A 16,098-nucleotide genomic window follows, 5' to 3' on the forward strand; every position below is an offset into this window, starting at 1 on the left:
AAAATTAGAATTTGTACGACCGAGTGGATTCGAACCACCGATTTTGGCGTGGGTCATAGAGAGCGGTAATGCTCTAACCAACTGAGCTTTTAAATTTATAATTCGGGAAATTTAGAATTGGTACGACCGAGAGGATTCGAACCACTGACCTTTGGCGCGGGTCATAGAGAGCGGTAGTGCTCTAACCAACTGAGCTTTTAAATTTATAATTCGGAAAAATTAGAATTGGTACGACCGAGTGGATTCGAACCACCGATTTTGGCGTGGGTCATAGATAGCGGTAGTGCGCTAATCAACTGAGCTACAACTGTATGATTTTGGTTTTATGATAGAAAAATTATAAAGAATTGAATAAATTGGTACGACCGAGTGGATTCGAACCACCGACTTTTGGGCCGGGTCATAGAGAGCGGTAGTGTTCTAAMCAACTGAAATAGAACTGTATAATGTTGATTTTAGGATAATAAAATTCTGAGGAGTTTGAATAAATTGGTACGACCGAGTGGATTCGAACCACTGATTTTGGCGTGGGTCATAGAGAGCGGTAGTGCGCTAACCAACTGAGTTTCAACTGTACGATATTGATTCTAGGAAAATAAAATTATGAGGAATTTGAATAAATTGGTACGACCGAGTGGATTCGAACCACCGACCCCTACCATGTCAAGGTAGTGCTCTAACCAACTGAGCTACGGTCGTACTGAGATGTTAAAATCAAGATTGGTACAACCGAGTGGATTCGAACCACCGACCTTTGGAGCGGGCCATTAAGAGTGGTAGTGCTCTTTCCTTTGGTTATACCTAAATCATGGTACAACCGAGTGGATTCGAACCACCGACCTTTGGAGCGGGCCGTTAAGAGTGGTAGTGCTCTTTCCTTTGGTTATACCTAAATCATGGTACAACCGAGTGGATTCGAACCACCGACCCCTACCATGTCAAGGTAGTGCTCTAACCAACTGAGCTACGGTTGTATTTTGATTTTAAATTGATGTTAGCGTGGCTAAACAACGGAGGCTAATATATAGCGACTGGTTGTGTGAATCAAGCAGCTTTAGCTATTTTTATGCTAAGTGCTGGTTTTTTATTCATAACGGACTAATTTCGCACCTTCTATAAAAACCTTGCCACCAAGTGACATGGCTTTTAGCTGAGCGCTTTAGATTTTGTAAAATTGCATCATTACTTTCGCTATCTACAAATTTGCCCATTTCTGTGTCACGCCATATTTGCTGGTAAAGAGGTTGTAGGGTTTCTAATCGACCCACTAAGAATGATTGATAGGGCTGTAATTGCTCTAAATAAAACTTTTTAAACACATTACTTAGCGTTTGTGCCTTTTGTTTATTCTTGTTCACAGGGCAGAGCTCATCTTTTGAGTACTGCTTGAGCAGCGCTGTTATTTGTTGATTGTAATGTGTTTGCACCCTTGCCGCCGAAATAAGAAGCTTGTTGTATTTAAAACGGTTTAATACTTCGAGTTGGTTGATGATTTGCTCAGGGTCTACAGCGTTTATTTTGCCGTTATTAATATGGTTGTTTAATTTAGCAATTTGCTCCATCGCGCTCACGGTTTCGCTAAAACCTGCGGTGTTTTCATCAATGTGAGTCGAACTTAGCTGCCAGATTTGCTTAAACTCGCTTTCGTTGAGCAGCATAGCTTTAAAGTAGTTAGGAAGGTTTGCTTGCTTTTGTACTGCGGTGAGTTTTATTTTTTCAAACAGATCATCCTGATCTTCAAAGCTTTCTAAGCACTCATTTGCGCTTTGAATAAACTTAATTTGATAACTAAGAATGTTAGCAGGCGTCGCTGTTTTGCCAAGCTGGTTATTGTGCTCAGCAATAAGGGTTGCAAGTTTACATTGACGTAACTGGGCAAGTTCAAGCATGCCAATGGTTGCTTTATCTTCAGTATTTTCAGAAAAGTGGTTAACAGTTAGTGTACTTGGTTTAGAGAGTTTAAAACTTTCAGTTTTAAGTACGTTTTCTAATCTATGTGCGTAGGTGTGATTTACATCACCGGAAGAGGGCGTGCAGGCAATAAGTGCCAGGCACGCTGTTGCGATGATAGAGTTTAAAAGGCTATTGGTTTTGCAAAAAAGGTGCATGTTTAAATCGCCTATGAACAGTGAACATCAACATAATTGCTGCGGCACTTAACCCCACAATAATACCTATCCAAAAGCCATGAGGGCCCAGTGCTGGAACAATTAAATCTGTACGAGCAAGTACGAAGCCAAGCGCAAAGCCGATCAACCAATAGGATACAAAGGTGATATAACCAATCGGTGCCGTGTATTTCAATCCACGTAAAATACCATTGGCGGAAACTTGCAGGGCATCTGGTAACTGGTAGATACAAGCAAGTACCATGATTGAAGAAGCAAGAGCTAATACTTCAGGGTTGTCAGAATACAATTGGCTTATAATATCTCGAGCAAAAAAGGTCACACTTGCCAGTAAAAAAGCAATAATTGCCGCGAGAATATAACTCGTTTTAACGGCATTTTTTAACTGCTGATAATGTTGTTGGCCAAACAAATTGCCTATTCGAATGCTAATGGCAATTGAGAGGCTCAACGGCATCATAAACAGTAATGTCGTCACACTGGCTGCAATTTGGTGACCGGCAACAGCAACCGCACCTAAGTGCGCTATAAATAAAGGAATACAAGCAAATAGCGTTACTTCAAAAAAGGTAGCTAATGAAATAGGGATACCCACTTTGGTGATAGTCCATAAAGTAGCGGGCTTTGGCGCTTCGAAATTGGCTAGCAATGCTTTGGCATCAATCTTTTTGTTAAAGTGACAATAAATAACCTGAGTTAACGCCATTGCTGTAAATACCAGCGCCGTGGCAATACCACAGCCCGCGCCACCGTACGCTTGAAAACCTAATTTACCGTGTATAAATACGTAGTTGGCCGGAATATTAACTGCTAAGCCAATTAAACTAATGTAAAAAGCAGGTTTGGTCATTCCCATACCTTCAGTGATATTTCGGTACACACTGAAAAGTAAAAAACCAAAAATACCCCATTTAACAAAATGAATGTATTGCTCAGCTAAGTGGGTAATAGACTGTGAAGTATCTAATTGACTAAGCACAGTATCAGCAAGGCTTGCCAGCCCTAAACCGATTATGGCAAGTACTAACGCCAGATACAGGCCCTGTTGAAAATAATGACTAATACCTTGTTTATCGTTTGAACCAGCAAACTGCGCTATGATCCCGGTTAACGCCAATAATATGCCTTGCAGTGCAAGCATCAACGGATTCCAAATACCCGTTGCAATAGAAAGTGCTGCCAAGTCTGTTGCACTCACTTGGCCTGCCATCACGGTATCAACAACCGTCATTAAAATAAGGGTTACCTGTGCCAAAAAAACAGGAATGGCTAACGAAATTAACCTTTTGGCTTCCCAACTACAAAAAGACATAAATTACACGACTAAATAAACAGACAGCCATTGTAATCTATTCATAGATCAATAAAAATCGCAGTTATCTATTTAATGAAGAAAAGAGAAAGCGATGTTCACTGGAATTGTGCAAACGCAAGCCGTTGTGGTTGATGCTACTAACCAAGGCGGTGTACTAAGGCTAGCTTTAAAAGTAGATCAGCAATTTGCTGAAAACCTGAATATCGGCGCAAGCATAGCCATTAATGGTTGTTGTTTAACCGTGGTGAAGTTTGCATCAGACACTAAAGGCTGCTGTGTTATAAATTTTGATGTGATTGATGAAACATTAAAGTTAACCAACCTAGGTATGCTGGCTGTCAATGATACAGTGAATTTTGAACGTTCAGTGACTTTTGGTACTGAACTGGGCGGACATATCGTGTCTGGTCACATTCATTGTATGGCCGAGATACTTTCAATTAACCACCATCAAGATAACTGTAAAATGCAATTAGCATTAGCAAAAGAGTGGCAAAAATATGTGCTTTATAAGGGGTTTGTGAGCGTTAACGGGGCAAGCCTCACTGTAGGTGAAGTTGATGAACAGGGCTTTTGGCTACACTTGATCCCAGAAACACTCTCTATTACCAATCTCGATAACTACCGCGAGGGTGATAAGTTAAATATCGAAGTCGATCAGCAAACTTATACCATTATCAACACGGTCGAAAATTATCTTTCGCAACAAGCAAAATAAATACATAAAACGAGCAAATTAAAAAATTTGCTCGTCGTCACTATCGACATGTAATTCGAGTTTGTTGTGTGCGTAATCTATATGCATATTTAAATGAATGGGATTGCAACATGCTGCGCAATCTTCATAGTAATCTTGGTCACCGTCGCTTGCATCAAGTGCAACATGAATATGGTGGCCACAGTGAGGGCATGAAATCCGTTGTGTGTATTGGTCTTTCATCAGCTTTTACCTTAATCAGGCATGCCTGAGTTCGTTAAATTGCAATCTTTATTAAACCCTAACTCATCAAAAATGAATCTAGATTTAATTAGATTGATATAACTCTCTAACCGAATAGATGTAAGCGTAGTGCTACCAATTCGGTTAGCATCTTTATTAATACGCTTTATAAGATAAATATAGCTGTGTTTAGCGGTTTGTGACATTCCTTTTACAGTGATTTCGTGCTTATTTCAGTAGCTGATCAATTTGTTGTTTTGCTTCAGTAAGATAGTGCCCAGCAAATATATTGGCATTATTGAGCATAGGGTATAGTTGATAGATGGCTCTACGTTGCTCGTAACCTACCTGCAATGGGTAGATATCGTTATAGGCATCATAAAAACTATCAGGCAGTGGCGCATATAGCTCACTCATGGCAATATCGCATTCCCGATCACCATAATAACAAGCAGGGTCAAATACACTGGGTACATTATTATAAAAGCCCATATTTCGACGCCAAAAATCACCGTGCAATAACGAAGGCTCTACAACATGGCTATGCAGTGCGTCTTTAATAAAAGCGATGAAGGTGTCTTGGTTGACAAGTTCAATGCCTTTTTCTTGTAATAACTGCAATTGCCAACCAATGCGTTCTTCAGCAAAAAATACATCCCATTTTTTGTGCCAACGATTTGGTTGTAGAGTAGGGCCAAGAAAATTATCGTTATCTAAGCCGAACATGGCTTGGGTATGCTTTTGGTGTAAATGGGCAAGGTGTTCCCCCATTTCATGCCAATTGGTATGGGGCTGTTTATCAAGCTCTAACCATTCAAGCACGATAAATGAAAACTCAATATTGCAACCTGTGGTGATGCAGTCTGGGATCATAAATAGGCTTTCTTGGGTTAATAGCTCAAGATTAAAGGCTTCGCACTCTAGGCGCTCTAGATCACTCAAGTGAGCAACTTTCACAAAGAAGTGGTGTAGATCATCACCAATTTGAAAGTATTTGTCGTTATTGGGTGATTGTAATTGGCGCTTAAAGGTATGCTTAAAATCAAAGTGCATCGCTTGGCTAATCTGTTCATTCACCGAATTCCACATAATTTTGTTCACCTTTTAACCATATAATTAAACTATGGCAAAAAGACGATGAATTAACAAACCCATAGCGTTAATATTGTTAAAGTTTATCGAAGTATTTATGAGGGGTCAGATGAATAAAAGTCTCATTACTAATTTAGTGGCGCTTGCCTTAGTATTAGTCGGATTTTTATTTGAACAAGCAATTGTGCTTTCTGTTGGTTTATTTGCGTTATCGGGCGCAGTAACTAACTGGCTTGCTATTCACATGCTATTCGAAAAAGTACCATTTTTATACGGCTCTGGGGTTATCACTTTAAAGTTTGCCTCTTTTAAGGTGGCTATTCGTAACTTGGTAATGACCGAGTTCTTCGCCGAAGAGAAAATCGATCAGGTAATGGCGTTAGCTAAGCCAAATATTGATTTAGAGCCAGTGATCAGTGAAGTTAATTTAAGTCCGGCTTATGACTCATTAATTGAGGTTATCGAAAACTCACAATTTGGTGGCATGCTATCAATGTTTGGTGGCCGTGATGCGCTTGAGCCGATGCGTGAACCTTTCATTGAAAAAATGAAAGCAGCGGTGATTGATATTTCAAAGAGCGAAGAATTTAAAACCATTCTAGATGAAAAGCTATTTGCCAACTCTCATCTTGGTGGCTCATTGCACAGTACTGTTGAGCGTTTAGTTGATGAGCGTTTGAATGAGCTTACGCCAACCATGGTAAAAGATATTATTCAAACCATGATCAAAGAACATTTAGGTTGGTTAGTGATTTGGGGCGGAGTATTTGGCGGCCTATTTGGCCTGATCGCTGCGCTAGTTTAACGAAGAAGGAATTTGTAGCAGGCCTTTAAAGACCTGCTACAGTGAATTCATCATTATTTAGAACCAGCAATAACAATCACTGTGTCATCAGATACTTTAGCAATATCTTGAATACTTGTTTTTGTTGCTGTTTCAAAATTTAAGTATTTCGCAGAGTTATGAAAACCATAAGTGCTTGCAAACTTATCAGTCGTCATATCATTGCAAAGTAGTTTTTCTGTCATTACTCGTTTGCTTAAGCGTAGATCGCGCATTGTGCTTGATACGTTTAATGGTTTGTTAGAAGCAATGGCCATGCAAGCTTGCGTGCCAACAGAGTTATCTGCTGCGACAAATTGTGCTGCACTTGCATCAGTTGCTGCTAATGAAGAACCTAAAATTAATGCTGTACCTAGTGCTGTAGTTAACGTATTCATCTTTCTCTCCAGTTGTTGTCCGTATTACGTTTAGTATGTGCGACCTCGCTTTTATGGATACTTCACACTTCCTGTTTGCTGGGCACATTTAAAGTATTACGCTAAACAAGAACAATTGCTGTTAATGAAAATCGACAAGATGTAAGTAAGTATGTAGATGTGAACAAGTAAAACTAACCGCTTGATTAGTGCTATTTTAAAGTGTGAATTTTGACACAAATAGGCTGAAATTTTTTTTCATTTATTTTTTAAAACGTGTTTTGGCTCGTATTAAAGGCTTAATTTTTACGTAGCTGTTACATTTAAGTATTAACTCTAGCTTTTCTTAAAAAGGCTAATCAGAGTATAAGGAGCATGAGTGACCACAAAATTAGCAGGCTATTATCAACAAGCCTATGCATCTGAATCAAAACACTTTAATCAATGTTTTTATTGTGGTTGTGAAGCAACTGAGCGAGATTTTTGTCCGCCACTGCATATGCTGCAAAGCATTATAGATTTAGGCGAAGAGGCTGAATTTATATCAATTCCAGCATGTTATGAGTGCTTTGCATTACTGCATAACGAACGAGTGCTGACTATTGATGGGCGAGTTACAAAGCTTAAAAAGAAACTTTCAACAAAGTATGCAAAAGCGCTGAGAATTTATCACATGTGGCATGAGAGTGAACTTCACGATATGAGTGATGAGTTTGTGCACAGTATTAAAGCAGGCATGAAGTTAGGTGCAGAGGCAGCAGAGCGACTTGCATTTCAAGGTTATAGCTATGCAACTGAAGATGCCAGTGTCACTATTCGTGAGAAGCGTGCTGAATTTGATGTGCAAGGCAAAGTCTTTTATGACTTTAAAGACGCGCTTAATTACTGCATTAATGATTTACAAGTCGACAGAACAGAATTCTATAAGCTGGTGGTAGAAGATTATAACGGCGATTTTAACCGTGCATTGAGTCAATACCGCCATCGACACGAAAAAGTAACCGCAGCTAACGATGCTGATTCACTGATTAAAAGTTTTGCCAAGCAGCATAAGCAAAACTCTGATTTTGTAACTCGCACTGTGAAACATTTTATCAACAAAGATCCGAGCTTGACGACCGAAGGTGCGTTAGAGCAGCTATATAACAACTACATAAAGAAATAGTGCTCTGTGAGGCTGGTTGTTCGTCTTGAATATTGGTGACTGGCCTCGTTTACTCGCATTAGAATTAACAATTAGTTAAAGTAATTAAATAATAAAAAAGAGGAACGTAAGAATGCAAAAATTTGCACCATCCTTGTTGGTTATGGCGCTTGGTGTCGCGTTAGCGGGTTGCCAAGACAATGGCCCACAAGATCCAAAAGTCTCGATTAACAAAAACCCATACCCAAGCACTTATCAGCCACTTGCATCACAAAGTACGTTAATCACTAATGCCACTGTTTTAACCGGCACAGGTGAACGTTTAGATGACGCAGATGTATTCTTTGTTGATGGCAAAGTACAACAAGTAGGTAAAGACCTTTCTGTACAAGCTGATAAAACAATTGATGCAGAAGGTAAATGGGTAACGCCGGGTATTATTGACGTGCATTCACATTTAGGTGCATACCCAACTCCATCAGTGGCATCTCACCAAGATGGTAATGAAATGACCAGCCCTGTGACTGCAGAAGTATGGGTTGAGCATTCAGTATGGCCACAAGATCCTGGCTTTAACCGTGCTCGTGAAGGCGGTATTACGTCATTACAAATTCTACCAGGTTCAGCAAACTTAATTGGTGGCCGCGGTGTAACACTTAAAAACATTCCTTCGCACACGATGCAGGGTATGAAATTTCCTGAAGCACCGTATGGTTTAAAAATGGCATGTGGTGAAAACCCGAAACGTGTTTATGGCCGTAAAGGTGTTTTACCATCAACGCGTATGGGTAACATGGCGGGCTATCGCACAGCGTGGATTGAAGCGACTGAGTACAAACGCGAGTGGGATAAATACGAAAGTGATTATGCCGCGGGTAAAAACCCTGCAGTACCTCATCGCGACATTAAGCTAGATACACTAGCTGGTGTGTTAGAAGGTGACATTTTAATCCATAACCACTGTTATAAAGCAGAAGAAATGGCCATGATGATCGACCTTGGTAAAGAGTTCGGCTATCACTCAGGTACTTTCCATCACGGTGTTGAAGCATACAAAATTGCTGATTTACTTGCTGAGAACGGTAACTGTGCGGCACTTTGGCCAGATTGGTGGGGCTTTAAAATGGAAGCCTACGACATGGTTCAAGAGAACGTAGCAATTGTAGATGCTGTTAAAAATTCATGTGCCGTTGTTCACTCTGATTCAGATACAACTATCCAACGCTTAAACCAAGAAGCCGGTAAAGTTATGTATCGCGCGAATGATGTGGGCTATGACATCTCTGAGCAACACGCAATCAAGTGGATCACTTCAAACGCGGCTAAATCGCTAGGTATTGATGATAAAACAGGTTCACTTGAAGCAGGTAAGCAAGCTGATGTGGTTATTTGGAACCAAAACCCATTCAGTGTTTATGCGAAAGCTGAACAAGTATTTATCGATGGTGCCAAAGTTTATGATCGTAACGATGATAAATACCAAGCACAAAGTGATTTCATGCTAGGTCAAAAATAGGAGTAACATTGATGACAAAATTAACTAAATCATTAAAGCTGTCACTTGTTGCTGCTGGCTTATTTTCTGCGACAGCAAGTGCTGCATCGGTAGCGATTGTAAATGCAACACTATACACTTCAACAGAGCAAGGCGTACTTGAAGGCGCAAGCGTTGTTATTGAAGATGGCAAAATTGTTGCTATTAACCCTGCGTCTATCAACGTGGATACAACCATTGATGCAAAAGGCCAAATCGTGACTGCTGGCTTTATTGGTACTATGAACCAATTAGGCTTAGTCGAAGTGGGTGCTGTTGCAGGGTCGCGCGATGGTGGTGACGACAAAGCGGGCATTGATTTTGATCCAAGCCTTGCATTCAACCCACGCAGTAGCTTAATTCCTTATGCACGCAAAGGCGGCATTACACAAGACGTAATTGTACCAAACGGCGGTGACAGTATCTTTGCGGGTCTTGCATCTGTAGTTGATCTATCAGGTAGCTTTGAAAGCGTAAATAAAAAGCAAGTTGCACTTGTTGTTCATTTAGGTGAAAAGAGTAAAGGCTCACGTGCTATGTCGATGAAAACACTTATCGACAAGCTTGAAGGCGAAAAGTCAGCTAAAAAAGATGACAAAAAAGAGCAATCAACAGAGCAAAAAGTGCTAGCAGCTGTGCTTGCGGGTGATATGCCACTGATTGCGAGTGTTCAACGCGCATCTGACATCTATGAACTTGTTAAGTTAAAAGAAACCTATGGCATCAATTTAGTGATTCATGGCGGTGATGATGCTGTTGTGGTTGCGGATGCTCTAGCTAAAGCGGATGTTCCTGTGATCATCAGCTCTATGGCTAACTTACCGGGTAGCTTTGACTCATTACATGCAAACCTTGCTAACGCAGGTAAGCTTGAAAAAGCTGGTGTAAAAGTCATTATTGGTGTTGCTGGTGACTCAAGCCACAATGTATACAAATTACGTTTTGATGCGGGTAATGCTGTGTCATACGGTATGAGCCAACAAGGTGCACTTAACGCAGTAACCAGCAATATTGCTGATATTTTTGGTTTAAACTCAGGCGCAATTGCCAAAGGTAAACGTGCAAACCTAGTTATGTGGTCTGCAGATCCATTTGAGCTTAACTCACACGTAAGCAAAATGTGGATCAACGGTGAAGAGGTTTCAACCGAAGCGCGTCAAGATAAACTACGCGATCGTTATACAACTGATTCAGCGATGCCACGCGCTTATACAAAATAAGCGTTAATGCATACGAAAAGGCCGCAAATTTGCGGCCTTTTTTAATACATATTTTCAAAGTAAAAACTAAAAAATTAGATTGCTTAGTTTATAAAGGCTAAGGCCAAATATAAGCAGTATTACTGGCACAATCACAAGGTTAAGTAAAAGCGAATTCGTGTAGCCTTTCATCACCGATTTTTGATTTACCAACCAAACAAGGTAACAGGTTACAATTGGCAGTAATAAACCATTGGCAGCTTGCGCAAAGATGATAACCGCAACCGGATCAAGCCCAAGCGATGCGACCAGTGCACCGAAAACAAGGATAGTGATAGCAACCAGTTTAAAACGTGTATCACTCATTTGTGTTGACCAACCAAGCATGCCGCAAACAGCGTAAGCACCCGCAAGAGGTGCAGTTATTGCGCTAGTAAGCCCGGCAGCACATAAACCGATAGCAAAGAAATAATGAGCCATACCACCTAGAAGTGGCTCAAGCTGCACAGCCATATTGGCCGCTGAAATTTTACCTGCATCAGTACCGTAAAATGCCACAGAGGCTGTTGATAAGATAGCTAACGTGATTATGCCACCTAAAGTTATCGAAATACCGGTATCAAGGTTTGTTTCTTTGATTACTTTGTCGATATTTTTTGAACTATCGTGTTTTTCTGCAAGTACCCCAGAGTGTAAAAACAGGTTGTAGGGCACAATTGTTGTGCCTATCAAGGCAAGTACCGTGGTAATTGAATTATCAGGTAAGCTAGGTATAAATCCTTTTAGCACTTCACCAAGTGGCGGAGCCGCCATCACCAGCGTTGAAATAAATACTAAACTCATCAACACCACTAGAACAATTAACGCACCCTCAATGACTTTATGTTTGCCAGTGTACAAAAGAACTGCACCTAAAACTGCAATAAGGGGAGTCCAGAGTAATGGGTTTACAGAAGGTAGTATTTCTTGCAATCCTAAACTGGCACCAGTCAGATTACCAGCTTCATAAGCTGCACTGCCAATGCCAATCGCACTTATTACTAATATTACAGCCAGGGCTTTAAAAATCGGTGTTTGAATGGTGCTTCTAAGTGCTGAGGCTAAATCTAACCCTGTAGCCACACCAAGACGAGCTGCCATAGATTGCAGCAAAATAGTCGCTATGACAGAGAACAATAAAGTCCAAATAAGAGCAAAGCCAAAATTAGCACCAGCAACACTTGCTGTGGTGATAGTACCTGGGCCAATAAAAGCAGCGGTAACAAGAAGTCCGGGTCCTAAACGCATAAAAAACCTTTATTATTAGAGTTTTAGTGTTTTTGTGGGGAATATTGTTCATACCACAAAATGATCAATAGGTAAGGGTAAAGGCTCTTAAGGCTGTGGTAAAGAAGAATTAGTACCAAGGTTAACCTGAATTGAAATTTAAGAAAAATTAATAATGCTAATTGCAAGTAAATCTTATTTAAGTTACTTTGTTGTGTATGCAACTATATATGGTGAACGCTTTTGGAAAACAATAAACACCAAGTAGAAGTGCCTTTAACGGTCTCTATGGGACATTTAACAGGTTTAGCAAGTCGTTTATTTAATCGGCTTTTAACTTCTCGGTTTAAGCAGGCAGGTATAAATATCACTGCGGAACAATGGGGAGTGATCTTAACTTTAAAGCAATATGGCTCCATATCACAGAGCCAAATCTGTGACATTTTGTATCTTGAAAAATCAAGCGTAAGCCGCTCAGTAGAAGTATTAGAGAAAAATGGCTGGGTTATGCGAGTTAAGTCGGAAACAGATAGCCGTACTAAATTGGTTAACCTGACAGAGCAGTCACTTGATGTTGTAAGCGAATGCACAAAAATTGCTCAGGGTGTATTAGATAATTCTCAAAATCATATTGATCTTAAAGGTTTAAATGAATCGCAAGAGCTATTAGTTAAGGTTGTCTCAAATCTTCGATCTTTGCTCAAATCTTAAATTATATTTTTTATTAATAAGGAATTAGTATGTCTAAAAGAAATGCATTAATTACAGGTGGTGCGCGTGGTATTGGTGCAGCTTGCGCAAAGGCATTGGCTGCTGAGGGTTACCGAGTATTTATTAATTATGTAAATAGTTCAGAAGTTGCAAACAAGCTTGCTGATGAAATTATCGAAAATGGTGGTGAGGCTTTTGCTGTTAAAGCAGACGTCCGAGATCCGCTTCAAGTTGAAGAAATGATCAACAATATTAGCCAGCATGGCGGAGTTGATGCACTTATCTCAAATGCGAATATGAGTTTTACTTCGAAGCCATTTCTTGATCAAACTTGGCAAGAATTTTCTCAAAAATTAAATGATGAAATGTTTGCGGCTTACAACACAGCTCAACTTGCAGCTAAAGTAATGAAAGAAAAGCAGTTTGGTCGATTAATATTTATTTCAAGTACTTTATCAGAAATGCCAGCACCCGCTTTTATTGCTCACGGTACTGCAAAAGGCGCGCTTGATAGTTTCAATAAATATTTGGCTCAAGAGCTTGGTCCTTATGGGATCACTTCAAATATCGTTGCGCCTGGCCTTGTAGAAACAGATGCAACAAAAGAAGCACCAGAAGAGTTTAAAGAAATGATTAGGCAACACACACCGACGCAAAAAATTGCTCAACCGGAAGATGTTGCGAACACAGTGCGCTATTTAGCAAGCGAGAAAAGTGGACATATCACAGGCACTTACAACCCTGTTTGTGGTGGGGCTTATATTCAATAATTTGAATAAACGTACAGCAAAACTAACGGTGCTTTTTAAAGCACCGTTTTAGTTTAGCGACCTGTAAAAATAAATTTAGTTTTCTTAAGTTTCAAATAATACTCACATCTATTTTTACTTCATAAATTGCTCAGCAACGCTGTAAAATTTATACACTTTGCGAACAATTGGTACTGCAAAAGCTAAATCATATAAATAACCAATTATAAATCAGTGCTTTAAATTGGTTGGTTTTTTGCAAGGAATAGGCATTCATGTTGTTATAGAAAAGGAAATGAAGATGCCTGAACTTACTTTTTCAGCTTATGCGGCTGTGTATGTTTTTCTGATTATGCTTACTATTCAGTGGATAGTTGCAGCTGTCACAAAAGCCAAACAACCCAATGCGGTGCCTGGTAAACTCGATAATTCATTAAGTCATGACAGCTTTGTGTTTCGTTCACATCGCACATTTATGAATACCTTAGAAAATAGCCCGTTATTTTTAGGTACCGTATTTCTGGGGTTCTTTTTAAACTTGAACAGCAGCGCATTTGCACTGTGTATTTGGATGTATGTGATAGCCAGAATCATTCATATGCTGCTGTATTATGGTGTGGCTACTGAGAAGAATCCAAGCCCACGCAGCTATTTCTTTTTAATCGCTGCTTTGGCAAATATTGTGATGCTCGTTCTGATTGGTTTACGTTTGATTTAAACAGCATTGCTAACATATAAAAAAGGCATTGAAAGAATACTCATTCAATGCCTTTTTTAATAGTGAAAACCTAGCTACTCAACGCCGATAAAGCCACCGGTCTGATGTGACCACAGGGCAGCATAGATGCCACCTTGTGCGATTAATTGCTCATGAGAGCCTTGTTCTACCACGCCACCTTCATCAAGCACAATGAGCCTATCCATTTGCGCAATAGTTGATAAACGGTGTGCAATGGCAATTACAGTTTTGCCAGTCATTAAATCGTCTAGGCTAGTTTGAATCGCGGCTTCAACTTCAGAATCAAGAGCACTGGTTGCCTCATCCAATATAAGAATTGGCGCATCTTTTAGAAGGACTCGTGCAATAGCAATACGTTGACGTTGACCACCAGAAAGCTTCACACCGCGTTCACCAACTTGTGCGGCAAAGCCTTTATTGCCTTTGCTGTCTTCAAGGTCTTCGATGAACTCAATTGCTTCTGCTTGCTTTGCGGCCGCAAGCATTTCATCTTCAGTTGCATCGGGCCTACCATAAAGAATGTTATCTTTTACTGAGCGGTGTAACAGTGAGGTATCTTGCGTCACCATCGCAATGTGCTTACGTAAGCTTTCTTGGCTTACCTCAGCGATGTTTTGACCATCAATACGAATTGTGCCCGAGTCAACATCATAAAAACGCAGTAATAAATTCACTAAGGTAGATTTACCCGCGCCAGAGCGACCCACTAAACCTATTTTTTCACCCGGTTTAATGTCTAAATTTAAGCCATTGATAACAGGGCCGCGGTGGGTCTCGTTGGCAGCTTTACCATAGTTAAATTGCACATTCTCAAAGCTTATCGACCCTTCATTAACAGTAAGAGTGCTTGCGTTTTCTTTATCATCAACTTCAATCGGCGTTGATAGGGTTTTCATACCATCAGCAACAGTACCAATGTTTTCAAATAGGCTACTGATCTCCCACATGATCCACTGTGCCATACCGTTTAATCTCAGCGATAAACTCACCGCAATGGCGATAGCACCAACAGTGATGGCGCTAATTGACCATAGATATAAAGAGAGGGCAGCAATACTAAATACCAATAAGTAATTTAGCGTGTTGATAGAGAAGTTTAGGCTAGTAACTAAGCGCATTTGCTTATATACCGGTTGTAAAAACACATCCATGCTGTCTTTTGCATATTGTTCTTCTCGCTGTGTGTAGGAGAACAATTTGATAGTAGAAATGTTAGTGTAGCTATCAACTACACGTCCGGTCATTTCTGAGCGTGCATCAGCTTGCGAGCTGGCTACTTTTTTTAGCTTAGGAACAAAATACATTTGAATTACTGCGTATAAAACTAGCCAAATCAATAATGGCAACATCAAACGCCAGTCAGATTCTGCGACCAAAAACACCATGGCGCCAAAGTAGACAACGATATACATTAATACATCGAGCAATTTCATCACTGATTCACGAACAGCTAATGAGGTTTGCATGACTTTTGTCGCAATACGGCCGGCAAATTCGTTTTGATAAAAACTAACACTCTGACGAAGCAAATAACGGTGTGCTAACCAACGGATAGACATAGGATAGTTGCCAAGCAGCGCTTGATGTAACACCGCTGAGTGAAAGAACACGACAATAGGTAACACCACCAGCAACATAACCGCCATTTTTGTAAGCTCAGCCTGCTGTTCAACAAACAAGGTATCTGGGGTGTATTGACCAAGCCAATCGACCAGTTGCCCCATGTAACTAAATAGCGATACTTCTAAAATTGCGAGTGCAGCGGCGCTTAACGACATCAGCAGCAATGAAAGCTCCATGCCACGGGTATAATGACGGCAAAAAGCAAATAAGCTATTAGGTGGCTGAGAGGGTTGCTCTTTAGGAAACGGATTAGTCATCCGCTCAAATAAACGATACATAGACGACGCTTTTTAAAAATCAAAGTGGCCTTACTATATCATTTGAGTGGTTTTTTAGCAGTTCATTTAATTTAAAAACTAAGATTAAAATCTATCAACTATTCAGTTATTTACATCTAGTGTGAGAAATGAAAATATAATAAGAAAAAGGAATTAATGATGAAAAAGTTGCTTTGTAC

General features: G+C 40.0%; 15 protein-coding genes and 3 tRNA genes. 8 read left to right on the forward strand and 10 right to left on the reverse strand.

Features of this window, described 5'->3' with window-relative positions:
* Positions 1 to 17: 17 nt before the first annotated feature.
* The 5 genes from L1D51_RS15440 to L1D51_RS15460 all read right to left on the reverse strand — a co-directional run bounded on the left by L1D51_RS15440 (position 18) and on the right by L1D51_RS15460 (position 3,441).
* A tRNA-OTHER gene (locus tag L1D51_RS15440) sits at positions 18 to 88 on the reverse strand.
* Between the two features lie 534 nt (positions 89 to 622).
* Positions 623 to 699 (reverse strand) — tRNA-Val (locus L1D51_RS15445).
* A 198-nt stretch (positions 700 to 897) separates the two neighbouring features.
* A tRNA-Val gene (locus L1D51_RS15450) sits at positions 898 to 974 on the reverse strand.
* A gap of 114 nt (positions 975 to 1,088) precedes the next feature.
* Positions 1,089 to 2,108, reverse strand: a complete 1,020-nt coding sequence (locus L1D51_RS15455; RefSeq protein ID WP_239964078.1) for a DUF3080 family protein — start codon at positions 2,106 to 2,108, stop codon at positions 1,089 to 1,091.
* A complete protein-coding gene (locus L1D51_RS15460; protein WP_054561383.1) occupies positions 2,083 to 3,441 on the reverse strand; it encodes an MATE family efflux transporter in 1,359 nt (452 codons plus the stop codon). Before L1D51_RS15460 ends, L1D51_RS15455 begins: the two co-directional genes overlap by 26 nt.
* A 94-nt stretch (positions 3,442 to 3,535) precedes the next feature.
* Here L1D51_RS15460 and L1D51_RS15465 point away from each other — a divergent pair, with 94 nt between their 5' ends.
* Positions 3,536 to 4,162, forward strand: a complete 627-nt coding sequence (locus L1D51_RS15465) for a riboflavin synthase subunit alpha (protein ID WP_239964080.1) — start codon at positions 3,536 to 3,538, stop codon at positions 4,160 to 4,162.
* A gap of 18 nt (positions 4,163 to 4,180) precedes the next feature.
* Here L1D51_RS15465 and L1D51_RS15470 read toward each other — a convergent pair whose 3' ends face one another.
* Together L1D51_RS15470 and L1D51_RS15475 are read right to left on the reverse strand one after the other, a co-directional pair.
* Entirely contained in the window at positions 4,181 to 4,384 is a 204-nt protein-coding gene (locus tag L1D51_RS15470) for a CPXCG motif-containing cysteine-rich protein (RefSeq protein ID WP_054561385.1), read from the reverse strand.
* Positions 4,385 to 4,612: 228 nt separating this feature from the next.
* Positions 4,613 to 5,473, reverse strand: coding sequence for a fructosamine kinase family protein (locus L1D51_RS15475; protein WP_239964081.1), 861 nt, complete (start codon positions 5,471 to 5,473; stop codon positions 4,613 to 4,615).
* Between the two features lie 112 nt (positions 5,474 to 5,585).
* Here L1D51_RS15475 and L1D51_RS15480 point away from each other — a divergent pair, with 112 nt between their 5' ends.
* Positions 5,586 to 6,281 (forward strand): DUF445 domain-containing protein, encoded by a 696-nt coding sequence (locus tag L1D51_RS15480; RefSeq protein WP_239964082.1) that lies wholly within the window; start codon positions 5,586 to 5,588, stop codon positions 6,279 to 6,281.
* A gap of 53 nt (positions 6,282 to 6,334) precedes the next feature.
* Here the strand turns inward: L1D51_RS15480 and L1D51_RS15485 are convergent, their stop codons facing one another.
* Complete coding sequence (locus tag L1D51_RS15485) at positions 6,335 to 6,697, reverse strand: DUF3718 domain-containing protein (protein WP_054561388.1); 363 nt, start codon at positions 6,695 to 6,697, stop codon at positions 6,335 to 6,337.
* 358 nt (positions 6,698 to 7,055) lie between these two features.
* Here L1D51_RS15485 and L1D51_RS15490 point away from each other — a divergent pair, with 358 nt between their 5' ends.
* The 3 genes from L1D51_RS15490 (at position 7,056) to L1D51_RS15500 (ending at position 10,574) form a co-directional block, all read left to right on the forward strand.
* Positions 7,056 to 7,841, forward strand: coding sequence for a hypothetical protein (locus tag L1D51_RS15490; RefSeq protein ID WP_054561389.1), 786 nt, complete (start codon positions 7,056 to 7,058; stop codon positions 7,839 to 7,841).
* A 112-nt stretch (positions 7,842 to 7,953) separates the two neighbouring features.
* Positions 7,954 to 9,336, forward strand: a complete 1,383-nt coding sequence (locus L1D51_RS15495; protein ID WP_239964083.1) for an amidohydrolase — start codon at positions 7,954 to 7,956, stop codon at positions 9,334 to 9,336.
* Between the two features lie 11 nt (positions 9,337 to 9,347).
* The gene (locus tag L1D51_RS15500; RefSeq protein ID WP_239964084.1) at positions 9,348 to 10,574 is read left to right on the forward strand and encodes an amidohydrolase family protein; all 1,227 of its coding nucleotides are present in this window, start codon (positions 9,348 to 9,350) and stop codon (positions 10,572 to 10,574) included.
* Positions 10,575 to 10,640: 66 nt separating this feature from the next.
* Here L1D51_RS15500 and L1D51_RS15505 read toward each other — a convergent pair whose 3' ends face one another.
* A complete protein-coding gene (locus L1D51_RS15505; protein ID WP_239964085.1) occupies positions 10,641 to 11,840 on the reverse strand; it encodes an Nramp family divalent metal transporter in 1,200 nt (399 codons plus the stop codon).
* Between the two features lie 222 nt (positions 11,841 to 12,062).
* On the opposite strand from L1D51_RS15505, the gene L1D51_RS15510 reads away from it, so the two are divergent.
* From L1D51_RS15510 to L1D51_RS15520, 3 genes are all read left to right on the forward strand, one after another.
* Positions 12,063 to 12,530 carry a MarR family winged helix-turn-helix transcriptional regulator gene (locus tag L1D51_RS15510; RefSeq protein WP_239964087.1) on the forward strand — a complete coding sequence of 156 codons (468 nt, stop codon included), beginning with the start codon at positions 12,063 to 12,065 and terminating at the stop codon, positions 12,528 to 12,530.
* Between the two features lie 29 nt (positions 12,531 to 12,559).
* The gene (locus tag L1D51_RS15515) at positions 12,560 to 13,300 is read left to right on the forward strand and encodes an SDR family oxidoreductase (protein WP_239964089.1); all 741 of its coding nucleotides are present in this window, start codon (positions 12,560 to 12,562) and stop codon (positions 13,298 to 13,300) included.
* A gap of 280 nt (positions 13,301 to 13,580) precedes the next feature.
* On the forward strand, positions 13,581 to 13,997 hold the full coding sequence (locus L1D51_RS15520) for an MAPEG family protein (protein ID WP_054561393.1): 417 nt from the start codon (positions 13,581 to 13,583) through the stop codon (positions 13,995 to 13,997).
* A 74-nt stretch (positions 13,998 to 14,071) separates the two neighbouring features.
* Here the strand turns inward: L1D51_RS15520 and L1D51_RS15525 are convergent, their stop codons facing one another.
* Positions 14,072 to 15,919: an ABC transporter ATP-binding protein gene (locus L1D51_RS15525; RefSeq protein WP_239964091.1), complete on the reverse strand. Its 1,848-nt coding sequence runs from the start codon at positions 15,917 to 15,919 to the stop codon at positions 14,072 to 14,074.
* Positions 15,920 to 16,098: the final 179 nt, after the last annotated feature.

This window comes from Pseudoalteromonas shioyasakiensis (genome assembly GCF_022398475.1).
Classification (GTDB): domain Bacteria; phylum Pseudomonadota; class Gammaproteobacteria; order Enterobacterales; family Alteromonadaceae; genus Pseudoalteromonas.